The organism is Jannaschia halovivens, from assembly GCF_046452375.1.
GTDB classification, from domain to species: Bacteria; Pseudomonadota; Alphaproteobacteria; order Rhodobacterales; family Rhodobacteraceae; genus Jannaschia; species Jannaschia halovivens.
Map to the genome: position 1 here is coordinate 2,409,123 of NZ_JBKFDJ010000001.1, position 20,770 is coordinate 2,429,892.

The window sequence follows — 20,770 nt, forward strand, 5'->3', positions numbered from 1 at the left end:
CATGACGCCCGCGGATGACACCGAGGCCGCCTCCGGGCGGCCTTCGCATGGCGATCTGACCGGCTGGGCGACCGACGATCTGGACGCGGCACTGGGCGCGTTCCTGCACAACCCCGAGGGCCTGCTCTCCGCGGCGGCGCGGGCCGCCCCCGACGGGCGCCGCTTCTTCGAGACGCATTTCACGCCCGACGCATCGGTGGCCGGGCACTTCACCGGCTATTACGAACCCGAGATCCGGGCCTCGCGGACCCGGACCGATGACTTCCCGGTCCCGATCCATGCCGACCCGCCGGGCGGCATCGCGCTGCCCCGCGACGGGATCGACGCCCATCTCGCCGGCTATGAGATCGCGTGGCTGCGCGACGAGGTGGACCGGTTCTTTCTCCAGGTGCAGGGCTCCGGGCGGTTGATCTTCGAGGATGGCACGACGCTGCGGGTCGGGCATTCCGCCAAGAACGGGCATCCCTACGTGTCAATCGGGCTTCTGCTGATCGAACGGGGCATCTTCGGCGCGGACATCACGGCCGACGCGCTGAAGGACTGGCTGCGTGCAGATCCCGAGCGCGGGCGCGCGGTGATGGCCGAAAACCCGAGCTACGTGCTGTTCCGGGTGGTCGACCTGTCGGATGCGACGGGACCGATGGGCACGCTCTGCCCGGTGACGCCGATGCGGTCGGTTGCCGTCGATCCGGCGCATGTGGCGCTGGGCACGCCCGTCTGGATCGAGGTCGAGGGCCATGCCCGGCTCTGTATCGCGCAGGATACGGGCTCTGCCATCAAGGGGCCGGGCCGGGCGGATCTGTATCACGGGTCGGGCGACACCGCGGGCCATGCGGCGGGACGGCTGAACGCGCGCGGCACGCTGACGCCGCTCCGGCCGCGATGACCCGGCGGCGACGGGGCCTCTCGCCCGAGGATCGGGACATCTGGGCGCGGGTCACGCGCGACGCCGACCCCTTGCACCCCGAGCGTCGGGCCGCGCCGCCCCCCGAGCCGGTCGCGCGTCCGACGCCCGCGCCGCAGGCCCCCCGGATCGACCCGTTCCGCATCGGAGGTGCGGCGCGGGCACGGGGCTCGACCCATGCGCTGGCCCCGGCTCTGCCCGACCAGATCCGGGCCCAGCCGCTCCGGATGGATGCGAAGACCCACAAGCGGATGCGGTCGGGCAAGATGCGCCCCGAGGCGAAGCTGGACCTGCACGGGATGACGCTCGACGCGGCACAGCCCGCATTGGTGCGCTTCGTGATGGGTGCCCATGGCGACGGCAAGCGGCTGCTTCTGGTGGTGACGGGCAAGGGCAAGTCGAAGCCGGGCACCGGGCCGATCCCGAACCGCCTGGGCGTGTTGCGCCACCAGGTGCCGCAATGGCTGCGGATGGCGCCGCTGGCGCCCCTGATCCTGCAGGTGACCGAGGCCAGCCGGGCCCATGGCGGGTCAGGCGCGTATTACGTCTATCTCCGGCGCTAGCCGCGCCCGCGCCCGGTGGAGCGCCGCGGCAGCCAGCGCGCCCGCGGCGAGGAAGTAGAGCGCGATCGCCGTCATCTGGCCCGGAAAGTCGATGCCGCGATCGATGACCCAGCCGGTCAAGCCCGGACCGAGCGCCGAGCCCAGCACCATCACCGCCGCCGCCATCGCCTTGATCGCCCCGAGATGCCGCGTCCCGTAGAGCTCGGCCCACATCGCGGTCGGCAGGGTGCCCTGCGCGCCCGTGCCGATCCCGAAGACGGTCAGGGCAATCGCCGCGCCCCAGAGCGTCTCCGCTGATCCCATCAGAAGGAATGCGAGCGCGAAGGGCAGAAGGTAGACCTGCATCAGCCGCGCCGCGCCGATGCGGTCGATCGCGGCACCCGAGGCCAGCATGACGGCGACCGACACCGCCGTCAGGAGCGGCAGGAGCGCCACGTAGTCGATCAACGGCCAGCCCTTTACGGCGGCGAGGTGGACCTGGTGGAAGAAGAGCGCGGTGCCGAAGGCGGGCGGCCCGAGCAGGAGCGGGACGAGCGCCCAGAAGGTGCCGGAGCGCAGCATTTCGCCGCGGGTCCAGTGGCGGGCGTCGATGCCGGTCGCGACCGTTTCGGCGGCGACCGCCTGGGGCGTGCGCTCGGCCCGGAGCAGGGTGAGGATCGCCGGGATCGCGAGGATCGTCAGACCGGCCGCGACGACCCAGAGCGTGCGCCAGCCCAGCCATGGCTCGGCGCCCACGAAGGCCACGGGTAGCACCGCCTGGCCCAGCGCGAAGCCCGTGGCCGAAACGGCGAGCGCCTTGCCGCGGGTGGCGACGAACCAGCGGGCCATGGCGACCGCCGAAAGATGGCTCATCATGCCCTGCCCGAGAAAGCGCAGCGCGAAGACCACCGCCACGAGCGCCACGAGCCCCTGAGCGCCCGCCATCGCGAGGCAGGCCGCCGCAAGCCCAAGGCCGACGAACACCGCCAGACGTCGCACTCGCAGCCGGTCGGTCAGGACGCCCGCGTAGACCATCGCCGCCGCCGACGCGATGGTTGCCGCGGCGTAGAGGAGGCCCCAGCCGCCGTCGCTGAGGCCGTATTCGGCCATGATGTCGTCGGCGAAGAGCGCGATGAAGAAGGTCTGCCCGTAGCTCGACGTGAACGAGATCAGCATTCCGGCCGCGAGGAACTTCGCATTGTCGCGGATGAACACCCCGAACCCGGTTCGGGGCGCGTGGGTCACAGGACGTACCGGCTGAGATCGGTGGAGCGGGACAGCTCGCCCAGATGGGTCTCGACGAAACCGGCATCGACCGTGACCTCGTCGCCGCCCCGGTCGGGGGCCTCGAAGGACAGCTCCTCGAAGACGCGTTCCAGCACGGTGTAGAGCCTGCGCGCGCCGATATTCTCGATGCTTGAATTCACCTCGGCCGCGATGCGGGCCAGCGCGGCGATGCCGTCATCGGTGAAGGTGACCGTGACCTCCTCGGTGGCCATCACCGCCGCGTATTGCCGCGTCAGGGCGTTGTCGGTCTCGGTCAGGATGCGGACGAAATCCTCTTCGGTCAGCGCGCGCAGCTCGACCCGGATCGGTAGGCGGCCCTGCAATTCGGGCAACAGGTCAGAGGGCTTGGCGATGTGGAACGCCCCGCTTGCGATGAAGAGGATGTGGTCTGTCTTCACCGGCCCGTGCTTGGTGGACACCGTCGTCCCCTCGATCAGCGGCAGCAGGTCGCGCTGCACCCCCTCGCGGCTGACATCGCCGCCGCGCGCGTCCTGCCGGGCGGCGACCTTGTCGATCTCGTCGATGAAGACGATGCCGTTCTGCTCGACGGCGCGCACGGCCTCGCGCGTGACGCTCTCGGCATCCAGAAGCTTGTCCGCCTCCTCGTCGATCAAGAGGTCGTAGGACGCGGCCACGGTCAGGCGCTTCTTGACGCGGCGCTGCATCATCTTGCCGAAGATCTCGCCCAGATTGGCCATCTGGTCCATGCCCGGCTGGCCGGGAATCGCCATGCCCATCGGGTTCGACGTGTCGGCTACCTCCAGCTCGATCACCTTCTCGTCCAGCTCGCCCGACCGCAGCTTGCGGCGGAACGACTCGCGCGTGCCCTCGCGGGCGTCGGTGCCGGCCAGCGCCTCGATCACGCGATCCTCGGCGGCATCGTGGGCCTTGGCCTTCACGTCTTCGCGCATCCGTTCGCGGATCATGATCTGCGCCGCGTCGACGAGGTCGCGGATGATCTGCTCGACATCTCGCCCGACATAGCCGACCTCGGTGAATTTCGTCGCCTCGACCTTCAGGAACGGCGCCTGCGCCAGCTTGGCGAGACGGCGGCTGATCTCGGTCTTGCCGACGCCGGTGGGCCCGATCATCAGGATGTTCTTGGGGTAGACCTCGTCGCGCAGGTCGTCGCCCAGTTTCTTGCGGCGCCACCGGTTGCGCAGGGCGACCGCCACGGCGCGCTTGGCGCCGGACTGGCCGATGATGAAGCGGTCCAGCTCGGACACGATCTCGCGCGGGGTCAGATTGGTCATGCGGCCTCCTGTTCCGGCCTACTTGGGGGGACGTTCACGGAAACGCAACGTCGGTCACATCGCCGTGCGGGGGGATGGCCAGGTGTGGCGCGGCGTCGCAGGGTCCGAGCAACGCAAATCGAAAGGACCCTACCCATGAACCGTCGTTCCTTCCTCACCACCGTCGCCGCCACCGCAGCGAGCCTCGTCACCCTTCCCGCCCTCGCCGGTGGTCATGGCCGCCTCGGCACCTTCTCGGGCGCGGCGCGCTACGGCGCGGGCGGCACCGCCGAGCTGGCCGGCAACCAAGTCAACCTGCTCGCGGATTTCACCTTCGGCAGCGCACCCGATCCCAAGATCGCGCTCGGCCGCGACGGGTATGACGCCAACACGCTGATGGGGCCGCTGAAATCCACGTCCGGCGCGTCGAGCTACACGCTGCCTGCCGGGATAGATCCGTCGCAATACAACGAGATCTGGATCTGGTGCGAGCAGTACAACGTCCCGCTCGCCGTGGCGAAGCTCGGCTGACCGGTCCGGGGGCGCGGTCCGGCCGCGCCCCTAGAAGAACGCCTGCAACCCCGTCTGCGCCCGCCCGAGGATCAGGGCGTGGACGTCATGCGTCCCCTCGTAGGTGTTCACGGTCTCGAGGTTCATCATGTGCCGGATGACGCCGTATTCCTCGGAGATGCCGTTGCCGCCATGCATGTCGCGGGCCAGCCGCGCGATCTCGAGCGCCTTACCGCAATTGTTGCGCTTGATGAGCGAGATCATCTCGGGCGCGGCCTTCCCCTCGTCCATCAGGCGTCCGACCTGAAGCGCCGCCTGAAGGCCCAGCGCGATCTCGGTCTGCATGTCCGCGAGCTTCTTCTGGAAGAGCTGTGTTTGCGCCAGCGGCTTGCCGAACTGCTTGCGATCCAGCCCGTATTGCCGCGCCGCGTGCCAGCACGCCTCGGCCGCGCCCATGACGCCCCAGGCGATGCCGTAACGCGCCCGGTTGAGGCATCCGAACGGCCCCTTGAGGCCCTGCACGTTGGGCAGGAGCGCGTCCTCGCCCACCTCGACGCCGTCCATCACGATCTCGCCCGTGGTCGAGGCGCGCAGGGATTGCTTGCCCTTGATGGTGGGCGCGCTGAGGCCCGTCATGCCCTTTTCCAGAACGAATCCCCGGATCTTGCCGTCATGCGCTTCGGACTTGGCCCAGACGACGAAGACGTCGGCGAAGGGCGCGTTCGAGATCCACATCTTGGCGCCCGTCAGGCGGTAGCCGGTGTCGGTCTTGACCGCCCGCGTCTTCATGCCGGCCGGGTCGGAGCCCGCATCGGGTTCGGTCAGGCCGAAGCAGCCGATCAACTCGCCCGACGCGAGGCCGGGCAGGTATTTGCGGCGCTGCGCCTCGGACCCGTAAGCGTGGATCGGGTACATCACGAGCGACGACTGCACCGACATCATCGACCGATAGCCCGAATCGACGCGCTCGATCTCGCGCGCGATGAGGCCGTAGGTGACGTAGCTGGCGCCCAGCCCGCCATATTCCTCGGGCAGCGTCGCCCCTAACAGGCCGGCAGCCCCCATTTTCGGGAACATGCCGGGATTGACCGTCTCGCCGGCATAGGCCTCGCGGACGATGGGCTGCATTTCGGTCTCGGCGAAGGTCGCGGCCGCATCGCGCAGCATCCGCTCCTCTTCCGAGAGCTGGTCCTCGAGGCGGAAGGGATCGGCCCAGTCGAACTGGCCGAGATCGGGGCCGAAGCCGGGGGCGTGGGTGTCCTTGGGCATGGGCGTGCTCCTTCAGGTCAGGCGGTCGGCGAAAACGGTCGTCAGTCGGTGCTTCAGTATCTTGCCGGTGGGGGCGGCGGGAAGGGCCGTCGCCGCGACAATCCGCGCCGGGCGCTTGTAGGCCGAGAGCCGGGCGGCGGCAAAGGCGCGCAGATCGTCGAGGTCGAGCGTCTCGGGATCGGCGCATTGCACGAAGGCCAGCACCTCCTCGTCGCCATCCACCGCGCGCCCGATCACGGCGCATTGGATGACGTCCGGGTGATCGTTCAGCGCGGCCTCCACCTCGGGCGGATAGACGTTGAAGCCGCCCCGGATGATCAGCTCCTTCGAACGGCCGACGACATGCAGGACGCCGTCTTCGATGCGGCCCAGGTCGCCCGTCCGCATCCAGCCCTCCGTGTCCAAGACGGTGCGCGTCGCCTCCGGGTTGCGGTAATAGCCGTCCATGACGTGCGGCCCCCGCGTGCGGATCTCGCCCACGGTCCCGTCCTCGCCGCCCTTATCCGTGTCGAGGTCGATCTCGATGCCGGGCAGGGGCGGGCCGACGCTGACATCGGGCTGCCCGATCGGGTTGCGCGTGCCGCAGATGCCGGCCGTCGTCTCGGTCATGCCGTAGCCATTCTGCAGCGGCAGGCCGTAGAACGCCTCCGCCTTCCGCTTCCAGGCTGGATCGAGCGGGGCCGCCCCCGAGGAGACGTAGCGCAGCGCGGTGCCCTCCAGCCGGTCGAGACCCTGTTTCGCGACATGGGCCATCAGGATCGCATGCATCTGCGGTACGCCGGGAAAGATCGTGGCCCCGCCGGTCAGCGCGCGGTGCAGCGCTTCGGGGTCGAACCGCGCCTCGAGCTGGATCGCTGCGCCGACCGAGGTGGCGGCCATCAGCATCGAAGCCAGCCCGAACACATGGGTCATCGGCAGAACGCCGTAGACGAGGTCGTCCGGCCCCATCGTCCGAAGGTCCGCGGAGGTGCGGCCAGCGAAGCGCAGGTTGCCATGGGTCAGCATCACGCCCTTCGGGTCGCCCGTCGTCCCCGTGGTGTAGAGGATGACGGCCGTGTCGGGCGTGGTCGCGTGGTCGTGGGGGGCGCCCGCGGCCAGCGCGATGCGCCCGAAGCCGTTGTCGTGGCCGGTCGCGCCTGCGGCGTCCGCATGGGCCGCGGCGTCGGGCGAGATGCCGGTGGTGAAGGCGACGACGCGCGGTCCGGCATGGTCGAGGATGCGCGCGAGTTCCGCCGCACTCATGCGCGCGTTCACGGGCACCGCGACGGCGCCCGTCATCGCGGCGGCGAAGATCAGGACGGTCGTCGCGTGGCAATTCTCGGCCACGATGCCGAGCCGGTCGCCGGGGCGGAGGCCCGCGTCGCGAAGGATGGTGGCAGCGGTGCGGATCGCGGCCAGGTGGTCCGCATAGGTCACGTCCCGCCCGTCGCAGTCGCGAATCGCGAGCGCGTCGGGCCGCCTGGCGGCGCAGGTCTCGACCATCAGGTGAACGGGTTCGGTCATGACGCCCTCTCGGGTCTGAGGCGGTCGAGCGCGACCATGGCCTCGGCCTCCAGTTCGGCCACGATGGTGGCCAGCGGTGCGATGCGGTCGGTCAGTCCCAGCGACTGCCCCGCCGAGAGCATACCGCGCGAGATGTCGCCGCTTCGGTAGGCCGCGCGCCCGATCCGGCCCGCGACGAGCGGCATCAACCGCTCGATCCCGATTTCGGGGTCCTCGCGTTCCAGCGCCGCGACCTCGCGCGCGGTGTCGTTGGCCAGCGTCCGGATCGTGTTGCGCACGCTCGCCATCGTCAGGAGGGTGTCGCGCTCGGACGCGTCGGCCAACGCCTGCTTGTAGCCGACATGCGCGCCCAATTCCTCGGCCACGAGGAACCGCGTGCCGATGACGACGCCCGCTGCCCCCGCGGCCAGTGCGCCGATGATCTGGCTTCCCGCGCCGATGCCGCCGCCGATGAGGAAGGGGATCGAGAGGCGGCGCTCGGCCAGCGCCTCGTTGACGACGGTGCCGATCAGGTCGAGCCCCGGATGCCCGCCGCATTCCGCGCCCACGATCGAGACCATGTCGACGCCGACCGCCTCGGCCTTCAGGGCGAAGCGTACGGACGGCACCTTGTGGAGCACGGTGATGTCCGCATCGCGCAGGATCGGCAGATAGGGTTCGGGGTTGCGTCCGGACGTCTCGACGAAGCGCACGCCCTCGTCCGCGATCAGGCGGAAGGTCTCGGCCACGGTCTCGCCCTCGACCAGCTTCGGCAGCATCGAGACGTTCACCCCGAAGGCGCGCCCGTCGCAGAGGTCGCGGGCGCGTGCGACCTCGGTCCGGAGGTCGGCGGGCTCGGGAAAGCTCGCCGCCGTGATGAACCCGACGATCCCGGCATCGGCGCAGGCGGCGACGTAATCCGCGTCCGAGAGCCACATCAACCCGCCCGCGACGATGGGCAAGCGGGTCCCGAAGGCGCGGGTGACGGCGGTGTCGAACACGGGATCGCTCACCGGACGGACCGGAAATCGGGGCGGCGGCGGTCGAGGAAGGCCGCGATGCCCTCGGCCGCCTCTTCGGCGGCGACGGCTGCGGCCATTGCATCGCGTTCGGCATCGAGCTGTGCCGCCGGGTCGCACGCGTAGGCGGCGTTCACCAGCCGCTTGATCCGGGTCTGCGCAACCACGGGTCCGTCCGCCAAGCGGTCGGCGAGGGCGTGGGCCGCGGCCAGCGCGTCGCCCGGGTCGCAGAGTTCGCCCACGGCCCCGAGATCGTGCAGCCGTTCGAACGCGACCGCTTCGCCGGTCAGCGCCATGCGCATCAGCATCGGACGGGGCAGGCATGTGGCGAGGTTCGCCGTCAGCCCGCCATCAGGCACCAGCCCCGCCTTGACATAGGCCGCGGACACGGTCGCGCCGCGCGCCGCCACGATCAGGTCGCAGGCGAAGGCGATCGACGCGCCCGCGCCCGCGGCTCCGCCCTCGATCGCGGCGATGACCGGCACGGGACAGGCCATCAGCCCCCGGATCAGTTCGTGCAGTGCCTCGATCCGGGCGATGCGTTCGGGTTCGGGCAGGTCGCGCCGCGTCGCGATCTGCGCAAGGTCGCCCCCGGCGCAGAAATAGCCGCCCTCGCCGTGAAGGATCAGCGCCGCGACCCCGCCGCGTTCGGCCCGGTCGAGCGCTTCGGCCAACGCGGCGTAATAGTCGGGCGAGAGGGCGTTCCGCTTGGCCGTGTTGGCGTTCACCACCACGAGGCGGTCGCCCTGATCGTCGATCCGCGCGATCATCCCAACCGCTCCGGCGGGACGCGCTTGAAGACGCCCGTGGCGGTCGCGATCAGGAGGTCGGGCGTCCGTAATTCGCCTGCGACGAAGATCAGGGAACGTCCCCCGCCGGTCACCCGGCCCGTGGCTTCGAGCGTGTCGCCCGCATGGGCCGGAGCGTGGAAGTTGAGCGTCATCGAGACCGTCAGGAAGGGCGCGGTGCCCGTGTCGTCCACGGTGAGGCTCGCGGTCGCGCCAAGTGCGTTGTCCAGCACCGCCGCCGCGATCCCGCCATGGAGCGCGCCATGGCGGTTGGTGTGGTCCCCGGTCAGCTCCAACCGGCAGCGCGCTGAGGCCGGGTCGGAGACATCGAGCACGTAGCCGAGCAGGCGCTGGGTGCCGGTCTCGTCCCGGATGACGCCGGTCACCTCAGGCCGCCGTCAGCGCGATGAAGCGCTGCATGTGATGCATCGCATCGCCGAAGCGGTGCTCGACCATCGAGAGCCGCTTGGCGAGTTGACCGAGATCGTATTCCTGCGTCATTCCGATCCCGCCATGCATCTGGATCGCTTCCTCGACGACCAGCCGCGCGACCTCCGAGACGAGGTTCTTCGTCGCGGCGACGTGGCGGTCGCGGTCGGGGCCATCGACATGGCCGGCGAGGTTGATGACGGCGGAGCGCGCCTGTTCGATCTCGATCAGGAGGTCGGCCATGCGGTGTTGCAGCACCTGGAACGTGCCGATGGGGCGGCCGAACTGCTTGCGGGTCCTGAGGTAGTCGGTGGTCAGCGCGCGAATCGCTTCCATCAGGCCCAACGCCTCGGCGCATTGGGCGAGCGTGGCGCGGGCGATGGCGGCGCGGAGCAAGTCGGAGGCGTCGTCGGACAGCCGTGTCGCGGGCGCGCCGTCGAGCGTCACCTCCGCCGCCATGCCCCCGCCGACCAGCGGGTAGGCCCGAAGGTCTAGCGTGGACGGCGCCACCTCGTAAAGGCCGATCCGGTCGCCGTCGCGCGCGGTCACCAGCACGCGATCCGCGGCGGGCGCGTTGACGACGACCGCCTTCCGCCCGTCCAGCCGCCAGCCGTCGCCATCCGGGGTGGCCTTGGTCGCAACGCGCATCGGGTCGTACCGCCCGCCGGGTTCACCCATGGCCACGGCGATTTGGACCGTGCCGTCGATCACGCCGTCGATCTCGGCGCCGCAAGCCGCGAGCAGTCCGCCGCCGAGGATGCCGGTGTCGAGCAGCGGATCGACCGCGCCCGCGCGACCCATCTCCTCGAAGACGAGTGCGATGTCGAAGCCGGTCCCGCCGAAGCCGCCGACCTCTTCGCGAAAGAGCGCGCCGATCACGCCCATCTCGGCCAGCCCAGACCAGATCCGCGGGGCGAAGCCGCCGGGCGCGTCCGCCGCTTCGGTCCGGCCCGTCGCGTCGTAGGCATTTGCCAGGAACCGCCGCAGCCCGTCCTGCAGCATCCGGCCTTCGTCGCTCAGCTCGAAATTCATGTCAGAGCTCCAGCATGGTCTTGGCGATGATCGACCGCTGCACCTCGTTCGACCCGCCATAGATCGAGAGTTTGCGGTTGTTGAGATATTGTCCGGTCGCCCGCATCGCGTGGTCGGGACCGATGGGGCCCTCGTTGTCGCCCTCGACTGCCTCGGACTGGAACGGCAGTGCATAGGGTCCGACGGCGAGCTTGGTCAGGGCGTTGATCTCCTGCCGGATGACGGTGCCCTTGATCTTGAGCATCGAAGATTCGGCGCCCGGTGCCTGGCCCGCGGCGGCGGCGGAGACAACGCGCAGGTTGGTCGTGGCCATCGCCATCAGGTCGATCTCGACCCGGGCGACCCGTGCGGCGAAATGGGGGTTCGCGGCCAGCGGCGCGTCGCCGTCCATCTCGGCGGCCGCGATCCGCTTGAGGCTGGCGAGCCCCGCATTGGCGAAGCCCACGCCTGCAATATTGGTGCGCTCGTGGGTCAGCAGGTACTTGGCATAGGTCCAGCCCTTGTTCTCCTCGCCCACGAGGTTGGAGACCGGCACGCGGACATCGGTGAACCAGACCTCGTTCACCTCGGCGCTGCCGTCGATCAGGACGATGGGCCGGACTTCGACGCCGGGGGTGTCCATGTCGATCAGGAGAAAGCTGATCCCCTCCTGTGGTTTGCCCTCCTTCGAGGTCCGCACGAGGCAGAAGATGTGGTCGGCATATTGCCCCAGCGTGGTCCAGGTCTTCTGACCGTTGACGACGTAGTGGTCGCCGTCGCGCACCGCTTCGCAGCGCAGGCTTGCCAGATCGGACCCGGCCCCCGGCTCGGAATAGCCCTGGCACCACCAGTCGGTCCCGTCGAGGATGCGCGGCAGGTAATGCGCCTGCTGTTCGGGCGAGCCGAATTTCTGCAGCACCGGCCCCAGCATCGCGATCCCGAAGGGCACGATCCGGGGGGCACCGCGCGCGGTCGTCTCGTCCTCGAAGATATGGCGCTGCACGGCGTCCCATCCCGCGCCGCCATGGTCTGCGGGCCAGTTCCCCGCCAGCCAGCCCTTCGCGTTCAGGATCGCGTGCCATTCCTCGTGATCGGCCTTGGTCAGAGCGCGCCCGGCGCGGCCCCGATCGGTCAGGCGGTCGGGCAGCTCGGCGTCGAGGAAGGCCCGCACCTCGTCGCGGAAGGCGAGCTGGTCGTCGGTGTAGTCGAGATTCATGTCGCGTCTCCGGGATAGATTTCGAAGAGGCCCGCCGCCCCCTGGCCGCCGCCGATGCACATCGTGACGACGCCCCATTTCGCGCCGCGCCGTCGCCCCTCGTGCAGCAGGTGCATCGTCATCCGCGTGCCGGTCATGCCGAACGGGTGGCCGACCGAGATCGAACCGCCGTCCACGTTCATCCGGTCGTCGTCGATCCCGAGCCGGTCGCGGCAATAGAGCGCCTGGGAGGCGAAGGCCTCGTTGAGCTCCCAGAGGTCGATGTCGTCCACCGTCAGGCCGTGGCGTTCGAGGAGTCGCGGAACGGCGAAGACCGGGCCGATGCCCATCTCGTCGGGCGCGCAGCCCGCGACGGCGAAGCCCCGGAACGCGCCCAGTGGCGTCAGCCCTTCGCGCCCCGCGGCGGCCTCGCTCGTCATCACCAGCGCCGCCGCGCCGTCCGAGAGTTGAGACGCGTTGCCCGCTGTCACGAACTGGTCGGGGCCGCGGACCGGGTCGAGCGCGGCGAGGCCTTCCAGCGTCGTCGAGGGGCGATTGCATTCGTCGCGCGACACGGTGACCTCGCGCATGGCGGTTTCGCCCGTGTCGCGGTCCTTCACCTCCGTCGTCACGGTGATCGGCGCGATCTCGGCGTCGAAGCGGCCGGCCTCCTGCGCCGTCGCAGTGCGCTGCTGGCTCGCCAGCGCCAGCGCGTCCTGATCGGCGCGGGACACACCGTAGCGCGCGGCGACGATATCCGCCGTCTCGATCATCGACAGGTAAAGATCGGGGCGATGCGCCTTGATCCAGACCTCGCGCGAATGGCGCGGCGGCGGCAGGTTGAGACTGATGCTCTCCAACCCGCCGACCAGAACGGCCTCGGCGCCCTCGGACGCGATCATGTGGCCCCCTTGTGCGATGGCCTGCAGGCCGCTGGCGCAGAAGCGGTTGACCGTGGCGCCCGCGATGGCGTCGGGCAGGCCCGCGCGCAGCACGATCTGGCGCGCGATATTGCCGCCCGTCGCGTGCTCGGGATAGCCGCAGCCCCAGATGCTGTCCTCGATCAGGTCCGGGTCGATCCCGGCGCGCGCGACGGCGGCGGCGGCAACATGACCGCCCAGCGTCGCGCCGTGGGTTGCGTTGAACGACCCGCGCCCGGCTTTGCCGATGGGCGTGCGCGCGGTCGAGACGATGACGGCCCCGGTCATGCGGCGTCCTTTGCGTTGAGGTCGGCGAACGCCCCGCCGCTCTCGGCCAGTCGGCGCAGAAGCGGTGCGACTTGCCACGCATGGGGGTCGTGTTCGGCGAAGCGTTCGATATCGGCGACGATGCGGGCGAGACCGTGCTGGTCGGCCCAGTGCATCGGGCCGCCCCGCCAGCGCGGGAAGCCGTAGCCGTGGAGCAGGACCGCGTCGACGTCGAGCGGGCGGGCGGCGATGCCCTCCTCGACCACGCGCGCCGCCTCGTTGACCATCGCGGCCATGTAGCGGGCGACGATCTCGTCCGCATCGAATTCGCGGGGCGTCAGCCCGAGATCGCGTCGCGTCGCTTCGACGATTTCGGTGACGGCCGGGTCCTCGGCCCCGCGCCTGTCCTCGGCGTAATCGTAGTAACCCCTGCCGGCTTTCCGCCCCAGCCGACCGGCGTGGTGGAGCCGGTCGGCGAAGACCGGGCGGCGGTCGTGGGGACCGGCCTCGGGGGCCTTCCGCTCGCGGGTCGCGAATCCGATATCGAGCCCGGCGAGATCAGAGACCTGGTAAGGGCCCATCGGGAACCCGAACCCCCGGATCGCGCGGTCGACCTCGTAGGGATGCGCCCCGTCGAGCACCATGTCGTCTGCGGCGCGGCGATAGGCCGAGAGGATGCGGTTGCCGATGAAGCCGTCGCAGACGCCCGCCCGCACACCGATCTTGCCCAGCCGCTTGGCCAGCGCGAAGGCGGTGGCGGTGACGTCGTGGGCGGTGCCGTCCGGCACGACGATCTCGAGCAGCTTCATGACATGGGCGGGCGAGAAGAAGTGCAGCCCGATCACATCGGCGGGGCGGCCTGTCGCGGCGGCGATCTCGCCCACGTCGAGATAGGAGGTATTGGTCGCGAGGATCGCGCCGGGGCGCAGGACGGCGTCGAGCGCGGCGAAGACCTCGCGCTTGACGGCCATGTCTTCGAACACCGCCTCGATGGCGAGGTCGGTGTCGGACAACGCGTTATAGTCGGTCGCGGTGCGGAAGGGCGGATCGGCGCGGGCCTCGGGGGCGAGCTTGCCGCGCGTGACAGCTGCGTCGAGATTGGCGCCGACGGTTGCGGCGGCCCGCGCCGCGCTGTCCGCGTCTCGCTCGACAAGCGTGACGTTGAGCCCGGCGAGGAGTGCCGACGTCGCGATGCCCGCGCCCATCGTGCCGCCGCCGATCACGCCGATCCGGGCGATGTCGCGCGGCGTCGCGTCCAGCCCCGGCACCTTCGAGACAGCGCGGTCGGTGAAGAAGGCGTGGATCAGGCCCGCGCGCTGGGGTGTTTCCACCAGATCGAGGAAGAGGCGGCGCTCCTCGGCCAGCCCGGCGTCGAAATCGGCGCCCGTCGCGGCCATGATCGCGTCGATCGCGGTCACCGGCGCGACCTGTCCCACGGTGCGCGCGGCCGTGCGGTCGCGGAGGTCCGAAAGGTCGCCCGTAGGCACCGGGCGGTCGCGGGTCCGGCGCGGGGGCTTGCCCCGTAGCTTGTCGGCGAAACGCCGGGCGGCGTCGCGCAGGTCTCCTTCGCCCACCCGGTCGATCAGGCCCATCTCGCACGCGGCCTCGGGGTCGACGGGTTTGCCGCTGGCGATCATCTCGCCCGCCGCTTCGAGCCCGATCAGGCGCGGGGTCCGCTGGGTGCCACCCGCACCCGGCAGGATGCCCAGCGCCACCTCGGGCAGACCCAGCACGGTGCCCGGCATCGCCAGCCGCCAGTGGCACCCGAGCGCGACCTCCAGCCCGCCGCCCAATGCCGCCCCGTGAATTGCGGCCATCACCGGCTTCGGACTGGCCTCGATCGCGTTCACGACGTCGGGCAGCGAGGGCGCCTGCACGGGCTTGCCGAATTCGGTGATGTCCGCTCCGCCCAGGAACAGGCGTCCGCCGCCCATCACGACCGCGACCTCTGCGCCGCCATCGGCGCCGAAGCGCGCGATGGCGGCGTCGAGACCGGCACGCACGGCATGGCCCAGCGCGTTGACCGGCGGGTTGGCGACGGTGATCCAGGCGATGCCGTCCTCGAGGTCGTAGGTCACGGGCATCGTCATGCGGGCCTCCGGGTGTCGATATCCGCCGCCTCGGGGATCGGGGCAGGGGCGGGCGGCTGGCCCATGATGCGCTCCAGCTCGCGGACGGTGTCGCGCAGCGCGGGGCCGACGCGGCTGCGCATCGCCTCTACGGTCAGCATCTCGGGCAGGGCGCCGCAGGTGAAGACCACCGGCTCGCCCAGCTCGCGGGGATGGAACGGCACCGCGACGGCGTGGATGTTCGCCGCGAAATATTCCGCCGGGTCCGCGATGACATAGCCCTGTGCCAGAAGCTGTCCCGCCGCGTCCCGCCGGATCGTCGCGGCCCGCGCGGGCGTCAGGCCGCGCGCGCCGTCGGATTCGGTCACGACGTTGCCGAAGGTCTCGGCGGGCAGCGTGCCCAGAAGCGCATGCCCCGAGGAGGAGCCGTTGAGTGGCGGCCGCGCCCCGACCTCGAGCCAGAGCGATGCAATCCCGCGCGGTCGCCACGTCCGCACGATCAGCATGTGCCCGCCGTCGCGCACGAGGAGCAGCGACATCGTCCCCGTCTCGTCGGCCAGCCGCTGCATCAGGGGGGCGGCGATCTCGACGAAGCTGATCGACGTGGCGGCGAGGTTCCCTAGCACCAGGAGCGCCGGGCCGGGGCGGTAGCGGTCGTGGCGGCGCGTGTGGGTCAGATAGCCCAGCGATTGCAGCGTGAAGGTCAGCCGCGAGACGGTCGATTTCGGCAGGCCCGTCCGCTCCGCGATCTCGGCATTGCCCAGCCCGTCGTCGCCCGCCCGAAAGGCGCGCAGGACGGACAATCCGCGGGCGAGGGTCGTGGCGAAGCGGCGGTCGTCCATCAGAGGCCTCCGGGGATCAGCAGCGAGATGATCGGGAAGGCCATGATGAGGACCAGGACGATGACGTCCACCGTCAGAAAGCGCAGGATGCCCGCGAAGATGCGGTCGAGCGGCACCTCGCGGCCCACGACGTTGGCGATGACGAAGACGTTGAGGCCGACCGGCGGGGTGATCAGCCCGATCTCCAAGAGCTTGATCACCACGACGCCGAACCAGATCAGGTCGAAGCCGTAGGTCTCGACCAGCGGGATCATCAGGGGCAGCGTCAGGACCATGATCCCGATCGGGTCGAGGAACATGCCCAGCAGAAGGTAGATCGCGGCGATGGCGATCAGGAGGACGAGGGGCGAGAACTCGGCCGCCGTGACCGCGCCGACGATATCGGGAGCCACCCCGGTCAGGGCGATGAAGGCGACGAAGATCTTGGCGGCGGCGGCGATGAGGAAGATGCTGGCCGTCTGGATCGCGGTCTCGCGGAGCGCCTCCCAGAGCGACGCGAAGGTCAGCTTCCGCTGGGCGAAGCCGATGAGGACCGCCATCGTGACGCAGACGGCAGCGGCCTCGGTCGCGGTGAAGATACCGCCATAGATGCCGCCGACGATCACCGCGAAGAGCGCGACGGCGGGCCACGAATCGAGCGCCGCGCGGCCCCGGTCGCGCATCGTCGTCGTCCCGTCGGGGATGGGGGCGGCGGCGGGGTCGCGCCAGACCCAGACCGCGATCACGAGGATGAACCCCGCGAGCGACAGCAGCCCCGGCAGGATCCCTGCGAGGAACAGCGCCGAGATCGAGGTCTCGGTGAAGATGCCGTAGATGATGAAGAGGACCGAGGGTGGGATCAGCGAGCCCAGCGTGCCGCCCGCCGCGACGCTCGCCGTGGCCAGCCGCTTGTCGTAGCCCATTCGCAGCATTTCGGGAGAGCAGATGCGGCCCATGGTCGAGGCGCAGGCGATGGATGACCCGGTGATGGCCGAGAAGCCGCCACAGCCCACGACGCTGGCCATGGCCACGCCGCCGGGCAGGCGGGCCAGCCAGACGCGGGCGGCGTAGTAGATCTTGGTGGTGATGTCGGCGCGGTAGGCGATGTGTCCGAGCGCCACGAAGAGCGGGATCATCGACAGGTCGTAGGAATGGATCAGGTCGAAGGAGTTCGAGAACACCATCGACGTCGTGGGCCGGATCGCGCGCCACGGGGTGAAATCGCCGGTCCGAAACGCGAAGAGGACGAAGCTGCCTACCGTGGCCACCCCGGCCAGCGCGAAGGCGATGGGCACGCGGATCGCCAAGAGGCCGATGACGCTGGCGAAGGCGACGATGCCGATCAGCGTGCCGTCCATCAGGGGCGGTCCATCAGGTCGAGCGTGGTTTCGGGTTCAGCCAGGTGGCCGCCCGCCCGGATGGTGCGGATGTCGGCCACCGCCATTAACAGCAGGCGGATCCAGCAGAACACCATGCCGACGAGGAAGATCACGCGCCCCGGCCATTTCGGCAGCGAAAGCTCGCCGAAGAAGAACGACCCCGAGGCCCAGGTCTTCGCCAGCTCGTTCCAGCCCGCGTAGATCAGCGGCGCGAGCGCAAGCACTCCGGCGAGGCTGCCCGCGACGATCAGCAAGTCCTGCACGCGCGGCGGCATCATCTTCGAGAGGAACTCGACGACGATATGCGACCGGGCGGCCGTCGCGGCGGCCAGCGGCAGGACGATCGCCGCGACCATCAACTCGCGCACGATGACGATCGTGTCCGGGATGGCGCCGCCCATGGTCGCGCGCATCACGACGCTGGTCGTGATCAGCAGGCCCAGCCCCATGATCGCGATCACGGAGAGGTCGAGCAGCAGGCGTTCGATGCGGTGGAGCATGGGCGTCCCTCGGGTGACATCGGTGCGCGCGGCGAACGCGCGCACCGGGATCCGGTCGTCAGGGCCCGGTCAGCGGTCCCAGGGGTAGCCCTGGTCGTCGCGCTCGGCCGCGTACTGCGCCAGAAGACCGCGATACTCCTCGAGCAGCGCCGCACCGTCGAGGCCGACCTGTCCGGCCCGCTCGACCCAGGCGTCGACATATTGCGCACCCTGTTCGACCAGCTTGTCGCGCTCGGCGGCGTCCAGCTCGATGATCTCGACCCCCGTGTCGCGCATGGTCTGCACCGCGCGCTCGTTATCGGCGGTGATGAGTTCGCCCAGCGTGTCGGCCATGGCGATGCCCGCCTCGCCCATCGCGGTCTGAACCGCGGGGTCGAGCGCGTCGTAGGCATCCTTGTTCATGAAGATCCCGAGCGCGCCGACCTGACCCCAGTCGAGCAGCGTGTAGGAGGTGATGACCTCCTGCTGCTTGAGGGCGGCGACGGCGTAGGAATAGCCTTGACTGCAATCGAGAAGCCCGGTGTCGAGGCCCTGATAGGCATCGTAGATCGACATCGCGACCATGTTGGCGCCGTAGTCGCGGAACGTGTCGCCATAGGCGCCGACGCCCCGGACCTTCAGCCCGTCGATATCGTCGACGCTGCGGATCGCGGCGTCCTTGCAGCCGATATTGACGGCGCTGGTGGTGAAGGTGCCGAGATAGACGAGGTTCTGGTCGGCGAGGCTGGCCTGGATCGCGTCCGAAGACCGCATCAGCGCATCGGTCGCACGCATCCCCACCCAGGCATCGGCGTTCTGGAGCGGCAGGTCAGCGATGCCGTAGCCCACCATTTCCTGCGGAAAATAAACGCCGATCACGGTGCCGAGGTCGGCCACGCCGTCGGCGATGGATCCGGCGGCGGCATTCGCCTTGAAGAGCGCGCCGCCCCACTGGACGTCGATCGAGACGTCGCCATCGGTGCGCGCCTCTACGTCGTCGACGAAGCTTTGCAGCGCGGCGGCACGCGCCCCGCGATTGGGTCCGGCCTCACCCAGGATCAGCGTCGTCTGCGCGGCGGCGGACGTGGCGGCAAGGCAGAGCGCGGTGGCCGCGATGGCGAACGATTTCATGATGTCTCCTCTCAGAGTTCCACTATGCGGAATAGTGTTTCACTTAAGGGAGGCTAGGAAGCGCGGCGCGGGAAGGCAATCCCTTCCCGCGTTCCGGCCTCAGGCGGGCGGGCCCTTGCGGTGGGGCTTGGCCTTTCCGGCGGCGCGCGCCTTGTTCATCTTGCTGTCGGGCTTGCCCGCGGGCGGCTTGGGTCCCTTCGGCTTTCCCTTGGATGCCCAGTCCTTCACCACGCCCTCGGGTCGGGTGGCATGGGGCTTGGCGGGCTTCGGCTTCGGACCCTTGGAGCGCGGCGCGTCTCCGTCCTCGGCGCGCGGCTTGCCCTTGTAGGGCGCCTTCCCCTTGAAGGGTGGCTTTCCTTTGGGGCCGCCGGGCCTGAACCCGCCGGGCTTGCGATCATCGGGCGGCGGGCCGTCGGCGGTGTCGAGGCGCAGGCCGGGTTCGATCTCGGACCCGACGAGCTTTGTGACGGCGCCGGCGGAGGCTTCGCTCACCTGCAGGAAGCTCGCGCCCTCGCGGATGCGGATCGCGCCGATATCGTCGCGTCCGAGGCCGGCGGCCTTGCAGATCATCGGCAGCAGGCGGCGCGGCTCCAGCCCCGCCTCGCGCCCGCCGGAAACCTGGAACCAGCGGCTGGGTCCGAACTCGCTGCGCTTGGCCTGTGCCTTGGCGGCCACCTCGCCCGGAGAAGACAGCTCCTCCGGGGCGGAATGGCGCGCGGCCCGCAGGCGCAGGTAGCCGGCGGCCAGCTGCTCGGGCGTGAACCGTGCGGCGAGGTCGTTGACCGTGCCGCTCTCCTCCTCGGTGATCTCCTCGAACCAGGCGGGATCGTCCAGCATCCGGGCGCGGTCGGCGTCGCGCACGGCATCGGCCGAGGGCGCGTCGGCCCACCCGGCCTTGAGCTTGGCCCAGCCGATCAGGCGATGCGCCTTCTTGCGGGCGGCGGGCGGCACGATCATCACGCTCGTCCCCTTGCGCCCGGCCCGGCCCGTGCGCCCAGAGCGGTGCAGAAGGCTGTCGGAGCCGGTGGGCAGTTCGGCATGGATCACGAGGTCCAGATTGGGCAGGTCGATGCCCCGCGCCGCGACATCGGTCGCCACGCAGACCCGCGCGCGCCCGTCGCGCATCGCCTGAAGCGCGTTCGTCCGCTCGGATTGGGTCAACTCGCCCGAAAGCGCCACAACCGGGAACCCCCGGTTCGACAGGCGCGTCGTCAGGCGGTTCACCATCGCGCGGGTGTTGCAGAAGACAATGGCGTTCGGTGCCTCGTAGAAGCGCAGAACGTTGATGATCGCATTCTCGCCGTCATGCGATGCGACGTTCAGCGCACGGTACTCGATATCGGCATGGGCCTCGGTCTTCGAGGCGGTGGCGATACGCTTGGCGTCCCGCTGATAGCTTTCGGCGAGCTTGGCGATGGCGGCGGGGACGGTGGCCGAGAACATCAGCGTCTGACGGTCCTCGGGGCATTCGCCGAGGATGAATTCGAGATCCTCGCGGAAGCCGAGGTCCAGCATCTCGTCTGCTTCGTCCAGCACGACGGCGCGGATCGCGCTGAGGTCGATCGAGCCGCGCATGATATGGTCACGCAGGCGCCCCGGTGTGGCGACGACGACATGGGTGCCGCGCGCGAGGCTGCGCCGTTCGTCGCGCATGTCCATGCCGCCGACGGTCGAGGCGATCTGCGCGCCCGCCTTGGCATAGAGCCATGCCAGTTCGCGCCGGACCTGCATCGCCAGTTCGCGCGTCGGCGCCACCACGAGGGCCAGCGGCGCGCCCGCATCGGCGAACCGGTCGGCCTCGCCCAGAAGCGTCGGCGCGATGGCCAGCCCGAAGCCCAGCGTCTTGCCCGATCCGGTCTGCGCCGACACCAGGAGATCGGCCCCGTCCAGCGCGGGATCGAGCACGGCCTCCTGCACGGGGGTGAGCGTGTGATAGCCCCGCTCTTCGAGCGCGGCGGCGATGGTGGCTTTCATGGAAGCGTCCCCGGTGGGATTGGGCAAGGCGCGGCAGCTACGCCACGACGGCGGGAATGTAT

The 20,770-nt window shown here is 70.0% G+C and carries 19 protein-coding genes; 3 read left to right on the forward strand and 16 right to left on the reverse strand.

The annotated features are described in order from the left end of the window. Position 1 precedes the first annotated feature (1 nt). Positions 2 to 886, forward strand: coding sequence for a murein transglycosylase A (mltA, locus tag ACK8OR_RS12205; RefSeq protein WP_410189658.1), 885 nt, complete (start codon positions 2 to 4; stop codon positions 884 to 886). After that, positions 883 to 1,467: a Smr/MutS family protein gene (locus ACK8OR_RS12210; RefSeq protein WP_410189659.1), complete on the forward strand. Its 585-nt coding sequence runs from the start codon at positions 883 to 885 to the stop codon at positions 1,465 to 1,467. Before mltA ends, ACK8OR_RS12210 begins: the two co-directional genes overlap by 4 nt. Here ACK8OR_RS12210 and ACK8OR_RS12215 read toward each other — a convergent pair. Both ACK8OR_RS12215 and hslU read right to left on the reverse strand, forming a co-directional pair. Beyond that, the gene (locus ACK8OR_RS12215) at positions 1,435 to 2,691 is read right to left on the reverse strand and encodes an MFS transporter (RefSeq protein ID WP_410189660.1); all 1,257 of its coding nucleotides are present in this window, start codon (positions 2,689 to 2,691) and stop codon (positions 1,435 to 1,437) included. The genes ACK8OR_RS12210 and ACK8OR_RS12215 overlap by 33 nt on opposite strands. Beyond that, positions 2,688 to 3,986 carry an ATP-dependent protease ATPase subunit HslU gene (gene hslU, locus ACK8OR_RS12220; protein ID WP_410189661.1) on the reverse strand — a complete coding sequence of 433 codons (1,299 nt, stop codon included), beginning with the start codon at positions 3,984 to 3,986 and terminating at the stop codon, positions 2,688 to 2,690. Before hslU ends, ACK8OR_RS12215 begins: the two co-directional genes overlap by 4 nt. 135 nt (positions 3,987 to 4,121) lie before the next feature. On the opposite strand from hslU, the gene ACK8OR_RS12225 reads away from it, so the two are divergent. Next, positions 4,122 to 4,496: a DM13 domain-containing protein gene (locus tag ACK8OR_RS12225; RefSeq protein ID WP_410189662.1), complete on the forward strand. Its 375-nt coding sequence runs from the start codon at positions 4,122 to 4,124 to the stop codon at positions 4,494 to 4,496. Between the two features lie 30 nt (positions 4,497 to 4,526). On the opposite strand, the gene ACK8OR_RS12230 is transcribed toward ACK8OR_RS12225, so the two are convergent. The 14 genes from ACK8OR_RS12230 to ACK8OR_RS12295 all read right to left on the reverse strand — a co-directional run bounded on the left by ACK8OR_RS12230 (position 4,527) and on the right by ACK8OR_RS12295 (position 20,708). Next, positions 4,527 to 5,744 carry an acyl-CoA dehydrogenase gene (locus ACK8OR_RS12230; protein ID WP_410189663.1) on the reverse strand — a complete coding sequence of 406 codons (1,218 nt, stop codon included), beginning with the start codon at positions 5,742 to 5,744 and terminating at the stop codon, positions 4,527 to 4,529. Positions 5,745 to 5,756: 12 nt separating this feature from the next. Then, positions 5,757 to 7,247 (reverse strand): class I adenylate-forming enzyme family protein, encoded by a 1,491-nt coding sequence (locus ACK8OR_RS12235; RefSeq protein ID WP_410189664.1) that lies wholly within the window; start codon positions 7,245 to 7,247, stop codon positions 5,757 to 5,759. Next, positions 7,244 to 8,227: an NAD(P)H-dependent flavin oxidoreductase gene (locus tag ACK8OR_RS12240; RefSeq protein WP_410189665.1), complete on the reverse strand. Its 984-nt coding sequence runs from the start codon at positions 8,225 to 8,227 to the stop codon at positions 7,244 to 7,246. The genes ACK8OR_RS12235 and ACK8OR_RS12240 overlap by 4 nt, the downstream gene beginning before the upstream one ends. An 8-nt stretch (positions 8,228 to 8,235) precedes the next feature. Further along, positions 8,236 to 9,015 carry an oxepin-CoA hydrolase, alternative type gene (locus ACK8OR_RS12245; RefSeq protein WP_410189666.1) on the reverse strand — a complete coding sequence of 260 codons (780 nt, stop codon included), beginning with the start codon at positions 9,013 to 9,015 and terminating at the stop codon, positions 8,236 to 8,238. Beyond that, a complete protein-coding gene (locus ACK8OR_RS12250) occupies positions 9,012 to 9,419 on the reverse strand; it encodes a PaaI family thioesterase (protein ID WP_410189667.1) in 408 nt (135 codons plus the stop codon). The genes ACK8OR_RS12245 and ACK8OR_RS12250 overlap by 4 nt, the downstream gene beginning before the upstream one ends. A 1-nt stretch (position 9,420) precedes the next feature. Further along, complete coding sequence (locus tag ACK8OR_RS12255; protein WP_410189668.1) at positions 9,421 to 10,494, reverse strand: acyl-CoA dehydrogenase family protein; 1,074 nt, start codon at positions 10,492 to 10,494, stop codon at positions 9,421 to 9,423. Position 10,495: 1 nt separating this feature from the next. After that, the gene (locus ACK8OR_RS12260; protein ID WP_410189669.1) at positions 10,496 to 11,689 is read right to left on the reverse strand and encodes an acyl-CoA dehydrogenase family protein; all 1,194 of its coding nucleotides are present in this window, start codon (positions 11,687 to 11,689) and stop codon (positions 10,496 to 10,498) included. Next, positions 11,686 to 12,876 carry an acetyl-CoA C-acyltransferase gene (locus ACK8OR_RS12265; protein WP_410189670.1) on the reverse strand — a complete coding sequence of 397 codons (1,191 nt, stop codon included), beginning with the start codon at positions 12,874 to 12,876 and terminating at the stop codon, positions 11,686 to 11,688. The genes ACK8OR_RS12260 and ACK8OR_RS12265 overlap by 4 nt, the downstream gene beginning before the upstream one ends. Continuing rightward, positions 12,873 to 14,945: a 3-hydroxyacyl-CoA dehydrogenase NAD-binding domain-containing protein gene (locus ACK8OR_RS12270; RefSeq protein ID WP_410189671.1), complete on the reverse strand. Its 2,073-nt coding sequence runs from the start codon at positions 14,943 to 14,945 to the stop codon at positions 12,873 to 12,875. The genes ACK8OR_RS12265 and ACK8OR_RS12270 overlap by 4 nt, the downstream gene beginning before the upstream one ends. After that, positions 14,942 to 15,766: an IclR family transcriptional regulator gene (locus ACK8OR_RS12275; RefSeq protein WP_410189672.1), complete on the reverse strand. Its 825-nt coding sequence runs from the start codon at positions 15,764 to 15,766 to the stop codon at positions 14,942 to 14,944. The genes ACK8OR_RS12270 and ACK8OR_RS12275 overlap by 4 nt, the downstream gene beginning before the upstream one ends. After that, positions 15,766 to 17,103 (reverse strand): TRAP transporter large permease, encoded by a 1,338-nt coding sequence (locus ACK8OR_RS12280; protein ID WP_410189673.1) that lies wholly within the window; start codon positions 17,101 to 17,103, stop codon positions 15,766 to 15,768. Before ACK8OR_RS12280 ends, ACK8OR_RS12275 begins: the two co-directional genes overlap by 1 nt. Further along, on the reverse strand, positions 17,103 to 17,624 hold the full coding sequence (locus tag ACK8OR_RS12285; protein ID WP_410189674.1) for a TRAP transporter small permease: 522 nt from the start codon (positions 17,622 to 17,624) through the stop codon (positions 17,103 to 17,105). The genes ACK8OR_RS12280 and ACK8OR_RS12285 overlap by 1 nt, the downstream gene beginning before the upstream one ends. 69 nt (positions 17,625 to 17,693) lie before the next feature. Beyond that, complete coding sequence (locus ACK8OR_RS12290) at positions 17,694 to 18,734, reverse strand: C4-dicarboxylate TRAP transporter substrate-binding protein (protein WP_410189675.1); 1,041 nt, start codon at positions 18,732 to 18,734, stop codon at positions 17,694 to 17,696. Positions 18,735 to 18,833: 99 nt separating this feature from the next. Further along, complete coding sequence (locus ACK8OR_RS12295; protein ID WP_410189676.1) at positions 18,834 to 20,708, reverse strand: DEAD/DEAH box helicase; 1,875 nt, start codon at positions 20,706 to 20,708, stop codon at positions 18,834 to 18,836. Positions 20,709 to 20,770: the final 62 nt, after the last annotated feature.

Bases quoted from the DNA above. Each gene is read 5' to 3' on its own strand.
- ACK8OR_RS12225 (WP_410189662.1), top strand. From the start codon at position 4,122: ATGAACCGTCGTTCCTTCCTCACCACCGTCGCCGCCACCGCAGCGAGC.
- ACK8OR_RS12275 (WP_410189672.1), bottom strand. From the start codon at position 15,766: ATGGACGACCGCCGCTTCGCCACGACCCTCGCCCGCGGATTGTCCGTC.
- ACK8OR_RS12270 (WP_410189671.1), bottom strand. From the start codon at position 14,945: ATGACGATGCCCGTGACCTACGACCTCGAGGACGGCATCGCCTGGATC.
- ACK8OR_RS12265 (WP_410189670.1), bottom strand. From the start codon at position 12,876: ATGACCGGGGCCGTCATCGTCTCGACCGCGCGCACGCCCATCGGCAAA.
- hslU (WP_410189661.1), bottom strand. From the start codon at position 3,986: ATGACCAATCTGACCCCGCGCGAGATCGTGTCCGAGCTGGACCGCTTC.
- ACK8OR_RS12230 (WP_410189663.1), bottom strand. From the start codon at position 5,744: ATGCCCAAGGACACCCACGCCCCCGGCTTCGGCCCCGATCTCGGCCAG.
- ACK8OR_RS12210 (WP_410189659.1), top strand. From the start codon at position 883: ATGACCCGGCGGCGACGGGGCCTCTCGCCCGAGGATCGGGACATCTGG.
- ACK8OR_RS12285 (WP_410189674.1), bottom strand. From the start codon at position 17,624: ATGCTCCACCGCATCGAACGCCTGCTGCTCGACCTCTCCGTGATCGCG.
- ACK8OR_RS12255 (WP_410189668.1), bottom strand. From the start codon at position 10,494: ATGAATTTCGAGCTGAGCGACGAAGGCCGGATGCTGCAGGACGGGCTG.
- ACK8OR_RS12235 (WP_410189664.1), bottom strand. From the start codon at position 7,247: ATGACCGAACCCGTTCACCTGATGGTCGAGACCTGCGCCGCCAGGCGG.
- ACK8OR_RS12290 (WP_410189675.1), bottom strand. From the start codon at position 18,734: ATGAAATCGTTCGCCATCGCGGCCACCGCGCTCTGCCTTGCCGCCACG.
- mltA (WP_410189658.1), top strand. From the start codon at position 2: ATGACGCCCGCGGATGACACCGAGGCCGCCTCCGGGCGGCCTTCGCAT.
- ACK8OR_RS12295 (WP_410189676.1), bottom strand. From the start codon at position 20,708: ATGAAAGCCACCATCGCCGCCGCGCTCGAAGAGCGGGGCTATCACACG.
- ACK8OR_RS12245 (WP_410189666.1), bottom strand. From the start codon at position 9,015: ATGATCGCGCGGATCGACGATCAGGGCGACCGCCTCGTGGTGGTGAAC.
- ACK8OR_RS12280 (WP_410189673.1), bottom strand. From the start codon at position 17,103: ATGGACGGCACGCTGATCGGCATCGTCGCCTTCGCCAGCGTCATCGGC.
- ACK8OR_RS12260 (WP_410189669.1), bottom strand. From the start codon at position 11,689: ATGAATCTCGACTACACCGACGACCAGCTCGCCTTCCGCGACGAGGTG.